This window comes from Spiroplasma sp. ald, from assembly GCF_044714355.1.
GTDB classification, from domain to species: Bacteria; Bacillota_I; Bacilli_A; order Mycoplasmatales; family Mycoplasmataceae; genus Spiroplasma; species Spiroplasma phoeniceum.
In genome coordinates, this window is sequence record NZ_RXFY01000001.1 from 1 (window position 1) to 13445 (window position 13445).

Consider the following 13445-nt stretch of genomic DNA (forward strand, 5'->3'; position numbering starts at 1 on the left):
AAAGACATAATTAATTAAAATTATAATTTGCTATTAGTATCTTTTTAAAAATATTTACAATTATTTTAATAGGTTATGCAAGAAGTCTAATATAAGATTTAATGTTTATCGTGATTCTCCATCACAACTTATTCATCGTTATTTTCTAAAGTTTGGTATTAAATTTCCTGTTTGTGTTAAAACATTGTATAAATGAATTCGTTTGGGTTTTTATGGTTTTTTAAAACAGAATTTACGTCATCGTGGTAAAAAATATAAAACAAAAGGAAAATTTGATAATCGTGGTAAATTAATTAATTTTAAATCAATATGAGATATTGAGAATAAAGAGAGTGATGTTGGTTGATTTGAAATGGATACCGTAGTTGGAAAAGAGCATCAATCTAGTAATTTGGTTTTAGTTGAACAAAATAGTAAAAGTTATTTTGTTATGAAATTAAAAAATCATACTGCTAATGAAGTTGTGGAAAAGTTTAAAGATATTGTTATAAATAATAATTTATTTGGGAAAATTAAAGGAATAATAACTGATAGAGGAAAAGAATTTAGTAAATGAAGAGAATTAGAAATATTTGCTGAAACACAAGTTTATTTTTGTGANCCCGGTAAACCACAACAAAAACCATTAATTGAATATATGAATTCTGAACTTAGAGAATGATATCCTAAGGGAACTGATTTTAATAATGTTAGTCAACAAAAAATAAATTGAGTAGTTAATGTTATAAATGAAAAATTAAGGCCTGTTTTTAATTGAAGAACAGCAAAAGAGGTATTTTTAGAGAATTTTAGATAAGTTTATTTGAAGTAATTTAATAAATTATTTTTTAGTGTGCTTAATTTTCCTTAAAATAAAATAAAAACTATAAATATTTTGATTTTTAAAAATTTATAATTGATTTTTTATGATTTTTATTGTATTATTTGACTAATAAGATTTGTTGCACTTCATTTTACATAATTCCTTTCTAATAATTTTTCTTTTGATAAAACTATAGGTAAATTTCAAATTGATTTATTATAATCATAAATTTTTTCAACAAAACTTGTTGATTACTTAACGTTTTCATAATTTATATTATATTCTCTATTATTTTTCTTTTCTATTATTTCTAAATGTTCAAAACTATTAACTGCTATAACTGTTATCATAGAACTACCTGTAATTGTTACAATAGGCAATAAACTTAATAGTTTTTTCATAACTTAATAACTCCTCTCTTTAAAATATTTTTTTATTTTATTTAGAATAATAAGAGTTAATAGTCAATATATTTTTTAATTAGGATAATTATACCATATTTTTATTTATTATTAGCAATTTTTTCGATAATACTTACATTAATTGTAAAACTTTATCACTTTCCACAATAAAAAACAATTTACACCATAAAATGTTAATAATGTGGAAAACAATAAAAATAATCAATAAAAACAATGCTTTTAAAGATAATATAAAAAATATTTAATGTGGAAAAATATTAATTTTTATTAATTTTGCTCATTTTTTAATACTTTTCCACATCTTTTATTTATAATTAATAACGATAAAAACTATTGGAGATGAAATTAATGAACACAAAAGAATTATGGATTGAAGTTAAAGAAATATTATCTCGTGATGAATCAGTTTCCCCAGAAATTTACAACTACTATATTAGTGACACAAACTTATATACTGTATCTGATAATAACTGCTTAATTACAACAAAATCAGAAATTGCAATTGGTGTTTTTGAAGCAGGATTAAATGAAAAAATTAAAAATATCTTAAAAAAACTGACTGGAATCCAATATAATATTTCTTTTGAATTAGAAAAAAATATTAATAAACAAGCATCTGTAATTAGTAAAATTGATACATTAACAGAAAACAATAACATTGCTTATTATGAAAATTATACTTTTGAAAATTTTGTTCGTGGAGATTCTAATCATGAAGCAATGCAAGCAGCTTTAGCAGTTGCTCTAGATCTTGGAAAAAAATGAAATCCATTATTCATATATGGAGACTCTGGACTAGGAAAAACACATTTATTACACGCAATTGAAAATAAGGTAAATGAAATTTATAAAACAAATAACCGAGTAAAATATTTAAAAGCTGATGAGTTTGGAAAAATTGCTATGGATATTTTAAATCAAGGACATGAAATTATTGAAGCTTTTAAAACATCTTATGATATTTACGATTGTTTATTAATTGATGACATACAATTATTAGCAAAACGCAATAAAACAAATGAATTATTTTTTCATATTTTTAACTCATATATTGAAAAAAATAAACAAATTGTAATTACTTCTGATAAATATCCTGATGATCTAGGTGGTTTTGAATCTAGAATTATTTCTCGTTTTTCATATGGTTTAAGTATTGGTTTAGATTCACCAGATTTTGAAACAGCTCTTAAAATATTAGAACAAAAACTAAAACATCAAAATAACTTAGGATTATTTTCAGAAGAATCACTAGAATTTATTGCTTTAAATTTTAACAGTGATGTTAGAAAGTTAGAAGGAGCAATTAAGCGATTATTATTTTTAGCTGTTATGAACAAAAAACCAAATGAAATTATTACATTAGCTGATGTTGAAAAAGCATTTAAAAATGCTCCTCTGCAAAACAATGAAAAAATTACCCCTAAAAAAATTAAACAAATTGTTGCTGATAATTATAATATTACTATCAAAGCAATGATGAGTAAATCACGAGTTAGTAATATAATGCAAGCACGACAATTAGCAATGTATTTTTGTCGAACATTATTAGATGAACCATTTACAAGAATTGGAACTGAGTTTGGTGGTAAAGACCACACAACTGTTATGAATAGTGTTAAAAAAGTTGAAGCACATATTAGCACAAACAAAGAATTTAAACATTTAGTAAATGCAATTCGTAGAAAAATTGAAGGAAAATAACACAATGTTTTCCACGCTTGTTTTTTAATAAAAAATAATATTATTTAAAACTTTATCAAGTTTTCCACATTTTCTACATTATAATACTAATAAATAAAAAACAATATTTTAACAATAGTATATAATTATTTATATATTACAGAATATACTAAAGTAAGGAGTAACAAAATGATTGTAAACATTAAAAGAGATAAAATATTAGATGAATTATTGAAAGTAGGTCGAATAATTTCTCAAAAGACTTTAATTCCTTCACTACTAGGAATTTTAATTGAAGTTAAAAAAGACAAAATTACTTTTACTACTTCTGATGGTGATACATCAATTAAATCAGAAATTATGGGCACTGATTTAAGTATTACTCGAATTGGAAGTGTCTTAATTAAAAATAAATTTATTGTTGAAGTTATTCGTAAAATTGAAGATGATTTTATTACCTTGGAAGTAGTTGAGGGTAATTTAATTAAAATCAAAGCAAGTACTTTTGATTCAGTTTTAAATACATTAAACTCAGCAGATTATCCACATTTATCATTTGAAACAGAGGGTAAAGAAATAAATTTTACAAGTATAGTATTAAAAGAAATTATTTCACAAACAAGTTTTGCAATTGGAGAAAAAGAAAAAAGAATAGTTTTTAATGGTTTAAATATTAAAACAGATCAAAATAATAAAGAATTAATAATTACTGCCACTGATTCATTTCGATTATCATGTAAAAAGATTGCTTATAGTAATAATTATAATTTTGATGTTATTATTCCTGGAAAATTTATTAATGAAATTGGCCGTTTAATTTCAGAAAATGACCAAGAAATTAAAATGAAAATTACTGATAAGTCAGTTAGTGTTATTATTAATAATACAATTGTTCAAACAAAAATTATTGAAGGAAAATATCCTGATACAAGTAAAGTTATTCCAACTTCCTTTAATACTTCATTAACAATCAATAATCGTGAACTAATTAAAATTATTGAGCGAGCTAGTGTTTTATCAAATGAGGCGATGACAACAATTGTTACATTAAAAATAAAAGAACAAAAAGTTTTAGTTACTTCATTTACGCAAGAAATTGGTAACACAGAAGAAGAAATTAAAGATTTTAAAGTTGAAGGAGCAGACCAAACAATTGTTTTTAATTCAAAGTATATTTTGGATGCTTTAAAAGCCTTTAAAACAAAAGAAATTACAATTAAAATGATTGATGAAACAAAACCATTAATTATTACTGCTAATGATGATTCAACATTACAACAATTAGTTTTACCAATTCGATCATATTAAAAACTCATTATTGAGTTTTTTATTTTATAACTTTTTTATAGGGTTAAATTAGACACTAAAAATATAAAAATATTTTTTAGAATATTTAAAAATATATTTGATAATTTAGCCCTAAAATTAGTTAATAATGGTAAAATAAAAGAAAGCAGAAATGGAGAGAATTATTTATGGGTGATAATTATAATTCAGAATCAATTCAAATTTTAGAAGGTTTAGAAGCAGTTCGAAAACGACCAGGGATGTATATTGGGGCGACAAATGCTAGAGGCTTACATCATTTAGTTTGAGAAATTGTTGATAACTCAATTGATGAAGTTTTAGCTAATTTTGCTAATAAAATTAAAATTATCATTAATAAAGATGAATCAATTACAGTTGTTGACAATGGCCGTGGAATTCCAATTGAAATTCACCCAAAAACAAAAGTTTCAACATTAGAAACTGTTTTTACTATTTTACATGCAGGAGGAAAATTTGATTCAAATACATATAAAATTTCTGGTGGCTTACATGGAGTAGGAGCTAGTGTTGTTAATGCTTTAAGTAAATATTTAAAAGTTGAAGTTAGAAAAAATAATAAAAAATATGTAATGGAGTTTCATAATGGTGGTCAAATTTTAACACCAATTAAAGAAGTTGGTTCAACTTCAGAAACTGGAACAACAGTAACTTTTTTACCAGATGAAAAGATTTTTAAAGAAACAACAATTTTTAGTTTTTCAACAATTCAAAATCGAATTAAACAATTAGCTTTTTTAAATAAAGGATTAGAAATATCATTAGTTGATTTACGAGAAGATGATGAAGAAAAAATGGTTGTTTATCAATTTAATAATGGAATTAAAGATTATGTTTTAGAATTAAATAAAACAATTGGTACACCACTAAACGATGTTTTTTATGTTGAAGGAATAGAAGATAATATTGTTGTTGAATTTGGGTTACAATATAATGACAATTATTCAGAAAATATTTTTTCTTTTTGTAATAACATTAATACCCATGAGGGTGGAACCCACGAAGAAGGTATTAAATTAGCCATTGTTCGTGAAATAAATAATTATTTTAAAAATATTAATAAAAATAATAAAGGTAACGAAGATAAATTTACTTGAGATGACATTAAAGAAGGAATGACAACAATAATTTCTATTCGTCATCCGGATCCGCAATATGAAGGTCAAACTAAAACAAAGTTAGGAAATAGTGAAGTTAAAAAAATTGTTTCTAATATTGTTGGAAAAGGATTAAGTAGTTATTTGTTAGAAAATCCAGAAGATGCAAAAAAAAATATTGAAAAAATAAGTTTATCATTAAAAGCAAGAATTGCTGCACAACGTGCAAAAGAAACAACACGTCGTAAGACCGTAATGGATAGTTTTTCATTACCAGGTAAATTAGCAGATTGTGAAACAAAAGATGCTAAAATAGCTGAACTTTATATTGTTGAAGGGGATTCTGCTGGTGGAAGTGCTAAATCTGGTCGAAATCGAAAATTTCAAGCAATTTTACCATTACGAGGAAAAATTTTAAATGTTGAAAAAGCAAAACAAATTAAAATATTTGAAAATAATGAAATTAATTCAATTATTACCGCATTAGGAGCAGGTATTAAAGATAATTTTAATGATAAAAAATTACGTTATCAAAAGGTAATTATTATGACTGATGCTGATGTTGATGGTGCACATATTCGAATTTTATTATTGACATTTTTTTATCGTTATATGAAAGATTTGATTGAAAATGGCAATATTTATATTGCTCAACCACCACTATACAAAATTCAAAATGGTAATCAGATTCAATATGCTTATAGTGATAATGAATTAGAACTTTATAAAGAAGAATTATTAAAACAAAATAAAAATTATATAATTCAACGTTATAAAGGATTAGGAGAAATGAATCCAGAACAATTATGAGAAACAACAATGGATCCAGAACGGCGTTTATTATTGAAAGTTTCTGTTAATAATGCATTTGAAGCAAATTTAATTTGTAATGAATTAATGGGTGAAAATGTTGAACCACGAAAAAAATTTATTCGTGAAAATGCAAAATATGTTAAAAATTTAGATGTCTAGAAGGGAGATATAATGATGAAATCAGAAAATGATGGATATGATTATGATGGTAAAATTCGTGATATTGATATTGCTGATGAAATGAAAAATGGCTTTTTAGATTATGCAATGTCAGTTATTGTTTCACGTGCAATTCCTGATGTTCGTGATGGATTAAAACCAGTTCATCGCCGTATTATTTATGCAATGTGAGATTTAAAAATGACTTACGATAAACAACATAAGAAATCAGCTCGAATTGTTGGTGAAGTAATTGGGAAATATCATCCGCATGGTGATACTGCTGTTTATGAAGCAATGGTTCGGATGGCACAAGATTTTTCTTATCGTTATCCTTTAATTGATGGGCATGGAAATTTTGGTTCAATGGATGGTGATGCTCCAGCGGCAATGCGATATACGGAAGCAAAAATGAGTAAAATTGCTGGTGAACTAATCAAAGATATTGAAAAAGAAACAACAATTTTTATTGACAATTATGATGGCAGTGAAGAAGAACCGACTTTTTTACCTGGATATTTTCCAAATTTATTAGTTAATGGTGCTAGTGGAATTGCTGTTGGAATGGCAACTAATATTCCACCTCATAATTTGAATGAAGTAATTAATGGTGTTATTGCGGTAACAAAAAATCCTGAAATAACAACTGTTGAATTAATGAAAATTATTAAAGGACCTGATTTTCCAACGGGAGCATTAATTACGGCTGGAAACGGCTTAATTAAAGCTTATGAAACAGGAAATGGAGCAATTACAATTCGTTCAAAAATTGATATTGAAGAAAATAATAATAAAAGACGAATTATTGTGTCAGAGATTCCATATCAAATTAATAAAGCAAAATTGTTGGAACGAATTGCAGAATTAATTCGCGACAAAATTATTAATGGAATTAGTGATCTTCGTGATGAATCAAACATGGAGGGGGTTCGTATTGTTTTAGAATTAAAACGTGATGCTCAAGAAAATGTTATTTTAAATAAGTTATATAAATTAACACCACTTCAAACTAATTTTTCGTTAAATATTTTAGCATTATACAAAAACCAACCAAGAGTAATGGGTTTAAAACAAATTTTAAAATATTTTATTGAACATCAAATTGATATTATTATTAAACGTAGTCAGTTTGAATTAAAGAAAAATCGTAATCGTTTAATCATTTTAGAAGGATTAAAAATTGCGCTTGATAATATTGATGAAGTAATTACAATTATTAAACAATCACAAACAACACAGATTGCATCAAATGCTTTAATTAATAAATTTAATTTGGTAGTTGAACAAGCACGAGCAATTTTAGAAATGCGCTTACAAAGATTAACTGGATTAGAAATTGAAAAAATTATTAATGAAATTAAAGATATTAAAGTAGCAATAACTGAATTAGAAGAGATTATTAATAATAGTGAAAAACAAATTGACATTATGATTAGGGAATTAACAGAAATCAAGAAAAAATATGGTGATGAGCGGCGTAGTCACATTATTAAGGAAGAGTTAACAGAAATTGATCCAGAAGAATTAATTCGCCGGGAAGACATTTTAATTATGTTAACACAAGATGGTTATGTTAAACGAGTAGCTGATGATACTTTTAAATTACAAAATCGTGGTGGAAAAGGGATTATTGGTTTAGCAAATATTGAAGATAGTTTAAAGAAAATTATTAGTGCTAATAGTATTGACTCATTATTAATTTTTTCAAATTTTGGAAAAGTGTATAAATTACGAGCTTATCAAATTGAAACATATTCACGACATGCACGGGGGTTACCAATTATTAATTTAATAGCAATTGATAAAACAGAAAGCATTCAAACAATTATTGCTATAGATGAGTCAATTTCAACAGAGGATAATTTATTTTTTGTGACAAAAAAAGGTCTTATTAAAAAAACAAAGATAAGTGAATTTAATCAAATTCGTCAAACAGGAAAAGTAGCAATTGAGTTAAAAGATAATGATGAATTAGTAAGCGTGATTATTACAAAAGGACATGATGATGTTATTATTGGAAATAATATTGGAAAAGTAATTCGATTTAATGAAGAAGAAATTAGGCCAATGACACGACAATCAGTAGGGGTTAAAGGAATTGCTAACGATGTTGTTGGAGAAACCATTGGGGTGAGTTCAGGACGGTCTGTGAAATATGTTTTATCAGTAACTGAAAATGGTTATGCGAAAAAAACAGCAATTGAAGATTATCGTTTGACAGGACGAAATACTAAAGGTGTTAAGTCAATGAACTTAACAGATAAAACAGGATATTTAAAATTTGTTCAAGCTGTAAATGGTGATGAAGATATTTTAGTAGGAACAAAAAAAGGAAATATTATTCGTGTTTCGCTAGAACAAATTCCATTATTTGGCCGAACAACATCGGGTGTTAAAATTATGCGATTAGAACAAGATGATAAATTAGAAGTTATTGAAATTTTAAAAAAGAAAATTAGCATTGAAGGAGAAAGATAAAATGTTAGATCAGAAAAAAATTGTTGAAAATTTTAACGAAATAATGAAGAAATTAAACCGCCGGCATGATGATTTTTCATATTTACAAGATATTAAAAAATTATCAGTTCAACGTCGTGAATTAATTGTTAAATCAGAAAAATTAAAAGAAAAACGAAATCTTGAATCAAAAAAAGTTGGAATTTTAATAGCAGAAAAAAAAGACCAAGAAGTACAAACAATTAAAGAATTAATTAGTACTATTAAACAAGAAATGGAAGTAATTGATGAACAACTAAATAAAGTTGAAGAAAAAATTAAAGCAATTTTAGAAGTTACGCCTAACGTTCCAGATGATTCAGTTCCTAGTGGGAAAAATGAAAACGATAATGTGGAAATTCGTAAATGAGGTAAAATTCCAAATCATAAGAAAGTAAAAGAACATTGAGAAGTAGCGACAGCACTAGACTTAATTGATTTTGATCGGGGAACTAAAATATCAGGTTCACGTTTTGTAGTATATAAAGGAATGGGAGCTAAATTAGAACGTGCTTTAATGAACTTTATGTTAGATGAACATGCAAAACGATATTATATTGAAATTGAACCACCAATTTTAGTACAACCACAAATTATGTATGGAACAGGAAACCTGCCAAAATTTAAAGAGGATTTATATTATATTGAAAAAGATAATTTATATTTAATTCCAACTGCAGAAGTACCAGTAACTAATTTATACCGTGAAGAAATTTTGGAGAAAGATCAGTTACCAATTTATCATACTGCTTATACACCATGTTTTCGTCAGGAAGCTGGTTCTGCTGGACGTGATACAAAAGGAATTATTCGTTTACACCAGTTTAAAAAGGTTGAAATGGTTAAGTTTACTACCGAAGAAGCTTCATTTGAAGAATTAGAAAAAATGGTATTAGATGCAGAAAATATTCTTCAATTATTAGAAATTCCATACCGTGTAATCTTGTTGTGTTCAGGTGATATGGGATTTTCTTCAACAAAAACATATGATGTAGAAGTATGAATGCATGGTCAGAATAAATATCGGGAAATTTCGTCTTGTTCAAATTGTCTTGATTTTCAAGCACGTCGGATGAAATTACGTTATCGTGATGATAATAATGAAATAAAATATGTTCATACTTTAAATGGATCAGGTTTAGCAATTGATCGTTTAATTGCTGCCATTTTAGAAAATTATCAAAATGAAGATGGAACTATTACAATTCCAAAAAAATTGCAGCCTTATTTTCAAGATCATACTGTTATTGTTTAAAATGTTTCACGTGAAACATTTTAAACAGGCAAGGAAAAGAAAAACCAAAAAACTGCAATGTTTCACGTGAAACATTGCAGTTTTTAATAAAAAGGATATGCAAAATAAAATTCTATGCTATAATTACTTATGTCATTACAATAGTTACATTTGAAATTGGTCAGGACCGGAAGGTAGCAGCCATAAGACTAAGGACTATGTGTAATGACATTTTTTATGATAAGGGTGAATTTATGACAGATACTACATTAATTTTCAATAAATTATATAAGTTATCACAATGAGCATATAAGAAAAAACATGTTCCAATTTCTGCATTAGTTGTTGACCAAAATGGTAAAATTATTGCCATTGGATATAATAAAACAACAAAAAATTCAGTAACAACACACGCTGAGATTTATGCTTTAAATCAAGCATGTCGAAAAAAACGAACAAATAAAATTAGTGATTGTTCAATATGAGTTACTGTTGAACCATGTATGATGTGCCTAGGAGCAATAATTAATTCAGGAATTAAAGTTATTAATTATTATTTATCAAATGAAAAATATGGTTTTTTAAAGTCTAATCATACTTTTGATATTTCAAAATTAAAAGTTCAACATGTTAGAAAACATGAGGAAAATATGATTTTAAAAGATTTAATGAAGAAATTTTTTGAACAATTAAGATAGAATATTTGTAATTAAAGGAGTAAAATAAAGTTATTATAACAATAATATTGGACGGGAGCATAAAAAATGGATTATATTTCTTTATATCGTAAATATCGACCAAATAATTTTGATAAAATTGTTGGACAAATTGAAATTAGAAAAGCTTTAAAAAATGCAATTATAAATAATACATTTTCGCATGCATATTTATTTTCAGGACCACATGGGACAGGGAAAACTTCGATTGCAAAAATATTTGCAAAAGCAATTAATTGTATTAATTTAGATAAAGGAAATCCGTGTAATGAATGTGCTAGTTGTCAGGAAATAAACCGCGCCGGAGCAGTTGATGTATTTGAAATTGATGCTGCTTCAAATAATGGTGTTGATGAAATTCGAGAAATTAGAAATAACGTTCAGTTACTTCCTACGATGACAAAATATAAAGTTTATATTATTGATGAAATTCATATGTTAACTAATTCAGCTTTTAATGCATTATTAAAAACATTAGAAGAGCCACCACAACATGTTGTTTTTATTTTAGCAACAACTGAAAGTCATAAGATTCCTGCAACAATTATTTCACGTTGTCAACAATATAATTTTCGTAAGATCTCAAAAGTTGAATTAGAAAATAATATTATTAATATTTTACAAAAAGAGGAAATTAAATATGATTTGGCTGCGATTAAAGAAATTGCTCTTTTGGCTGATGGTAGTGCTCGCGATTCATTAAGTATTTTAGAACAAGTAATTATGTTTTCTGATCGAAATGTTACCTTAGAAAATGTAAATATTATTTTTGCAACAGTTTCAAAAACCATTAAATTAAAATTATTAAAAGATATTTTAGAATATAAAACAACAGAAGTTTTAATGGCTAGTAAAAAAATTTATCAAGCAGGTTCTGATTTTGAAATTTTAACATTAAATTTATTAGATATTTTAAAAGAAATCTTTGAGTTTAAACAAACGAATAATTCAATTTTTTTAAATTTATTATCAGAAGAACAAGCAAAAGAATTTGCTGAACAATTAAGTTCAAAAGAATTAATTATGTTACTTGATTTGTTTACTGAAGCAGCAAGCAAAATGCGAAATAGTAAAACACAAGAAATGTATTTTGAATTAATTTTATTAAAAGCTTTAGCAATTTTTGAAAATAATACTAAGAATTTACAGAATTTAAAATTAAGTGATTTAGTGATTTTAGAGCATACAGAGGAAAGAGAAATTAATCATGATAAAATAGAACAAATTTCTAAAAATATAGAAATAATAGAAAATAATTATGAAAAAGATCAAGTGATACCATTAAAAAACAATGATGAAATAATTCATTTAAAAGAACCAAAATTACCTAATAACCAACCATTATTTCATAATTTTTCATTATTTAATGATGAAGAACATAATGATAGTTCTTTTAGTAACATAGAACCACAACAAGATAAAATAATATTAGATAAAAATGATCTTCAAACTAATTTTGAACAAACAAAGGAAAAAGAAAGTTTTCAGTCAGTTGGATCAGAGCAAATTTCTTATGGAAAAGAATTAGAAGGCATAACTGACTTACAAAAATATCATGACGATATGAAAAATAAAGTTAATATCTATGAATTTTCTAATATTAATTATTCTAATAATCAAATTTTTAATATTTTAATTAAAGCTAGTAAAGAAAAGCGAGAAAAATTTAAAAATAAATTTATGGAATTAATTAACGAAAAAGGTAAAGTAGTTCAATTAGATAAATTAATTAGTTTCTATGATGTTAAATATGCGGCTGCATCAGAACAAGGACTGATTATTGTAACTAATACAAAACCAGAAGCAAATTGAATTAGTTTTGAAATGTGTAATTGAGAATTTCGCAATAAGATTTTCCAAGTATTTGATTTTGATTTTATTATTATTGCCTTAAGTGAAACTGAGTGAACTAGTGTTCGCAATGATTATGTTAAAATTAGACAAGCAAATAAATTACCAAAACCAACATTAATTGATGTTGAAGAGTTTTACCAAAATTTATTAGTTAAACAAATTGATAACTATGAAGAACATAAAGATGTTCTTGAAACTGGTAAACAAATTTTTGATAACATTAAGATAGTAGAATAATTGATTGGAGATTTGAAATGAACTATGAAAAATTAATTATGGAATTAAAAACTATTTTAGGTGTTGGTAAAAAGACTGCGGAAAGGATTTTTAATAAATTAATTATTAAACCATCATTATTGGAATCATTAGAGCATGTTTTTAATGAAATCAAAAATAATTATCATCAATGTTCAATTTGTTCAACATTAATGCAAAATAATGTTTGTTTGTTTTGCCATAATAATTTACGTGAACAAACAAAGTTTTGTGTTGTTAGCAATTTTTTTGATATTATAAAAATTGAAGCAACAAAAGTTTTTAATGGAGTTTATCATGTTTTAAATGGTGAAATTAATGTAAAAAATGGCATTACACCAGATAAATTAACTTTTTCTGCGTTAGAATCCCGAATGAATGATAAAATTATAAAAGAAGTGATTATTGCTGTTGGTGCTACTTTTGAAGGAGAAGTAACAGCTCAATACTTAAAAACATTTTTGCAACCTTTTAATATAAAAATATCACGTTTAGCCCAAGGGATACCAATTGGTGGTTCCTTAGATTATATTGATGAGGTAACATTAAGACAAGCTTTAGAGGGACGTAAAGATGTTTAAGAACAGGGAG

9 protein-coding genes, 1 other RNA gene and 1 pseudogene are annotated in these 13445 nt (G+C 25.6%); 10 read left to right on the plus strand and 1 reads right to left on the minus strand.

The window, feature by feature from the left end; genetic code table 4:
• Nucleotides 1-88: 88 nt before the first annotated feature.
• A pseudogene (locus EHU54_RS00005) lies at nucleotides 89-796 on the plus strand (IS30 family transposase); the annotation flags it as partial.
• A gap of 257 nt (nucleotides 797-1053) precedes the next feature.
• Here the strand turns inward: EHU54_RS00005 and EHU54_RS00010 are convergent.
• Nucleotides 1054-1203: a hypothetical protein gene (locus EHU54_RS00010; RefSeq protein WP_400248246.1), complete on the minus strand. Its 150-nt coding sequence runs from the start codon at nucleotides 1201-1203 to the stop codon at nucleotides 1054-1056.
• Between the two features lie 369 nt (nucleotides 1204-1572).
• Here EHU54_RS00010 and dnaA point away from each other — a divergent pair, with 369 nt between their 5' ends.
• The 9 genes from dnaA to recR all read left to right on the plus strand — a co-directional run bounded on the left by dnaA (nucleotide 1573) and on the right by recR (nucleotide 13435).
• Entirely contained in the window at nucleotides 1573-2925 is a 1353-nt protein-coding gene (gene dnaA / locus EHU54_RS00015) for a chromosomal replication initiator protein DnaA (protein WP_400248248.1), read from the plus strand.
• A 168-nt stretch (nucleotides 2926-3093) separates the two neighbouring features.
• Complete coding sequence (dnaN, locus tag EHU54_RS00020) at nucleotides 3094-4212, plus strand: DNA polymerase III subunit beta (RefSeq protein WP_400248249.1); 1119 nt, start codon at nucleotides 3094-3096, stop codon at nucleotides 4210-4212.
• Nucleotides 4213-4379: 167 nt separating this feature from the next.
• Complete coding sequence (gene gyrB, locus EHU54_RS00025) at nucleotides 4380-6299, plus strand: DNA topoisomerase (ATP-hydrolyzing) subunit B (RefSeq protein ID WP_400248250.1); 1920 nt, start codon at nucleotides 4380-4382, stop codon at nucleotides 6297-6299.
• Between the two features lie 15 nt (nucleotides 6300-6314).
• Nucleotides 6315-8777 carry a DNA gyrase subunit A gene (gene gyrA / locus EHU54_RS00030; protein ID WP_400248292.1) on the plus strand — a complete coding sequence of 821 codons (2463 nt, stop codon included), beginning with the start codon at nucleotides 6315-6317 and terminating at the stop codon, nucleotides 8775-8777.
• A 1-nt stretch (nucleotide 8778) separates the two neighbouring features.
• Nucleotides 8779-10050, plus strand: a complete 1272-nt coding sequence (serS, locus tag EHU54_RS00035; protein ID WP_400248251.1) for a serine--tRNA ligase — start codon at nucleotides 8779-8781, stop codon at nucleotides 10048-10050.
• Between the two features lie 127 nt (nucleotides 10051-10177).
• An RNA gene (gene ffs, locus EHU54_RS00040) (signal recognition particle sRNA small type) lies at nucleotides 10178-10266 on the plus strand.
• Between the two features lie 17 nt (nucleotides 10267-10283).
• Nucleotides 10284-10727 carry a deaminase gene (locus EHU54_RS00045; protein WP_400248252.1) on the plus strand — a complete coding sequence of 148 codons (444 nt, stop codon included), beginning with the start codon at nucleotides 10284-10286 and terminating at the stop codon, nucleotides 10725-10727.
• Nucleotides 10728-10793: 66 nt separating this feature from the next.
• Entirely contained in the window at nucleotides 10794-12836 is a 2043-nt protein-coding gene (gene dnaX / locus EHU54_RS00050; protein WP_400248253.1) for a DNA polymerase III subunit gamma/tau, read from the plus strand.
• A 17-nt stretch (nucleotides 12837-12853) separates the two neighbouring features.
• Entirely contained in the window at nucleotides 12854-13435 is a 582-nt protein-coding gene (gene recR, locus EHU54_RS00055; RefSeq protein ID WP_400248255.1) for a recombination mediator RecR, read from the plus strand.
• The last annotated feature ends 10 nt before the right edge of the window (nucleotides 13436-13445 follow it).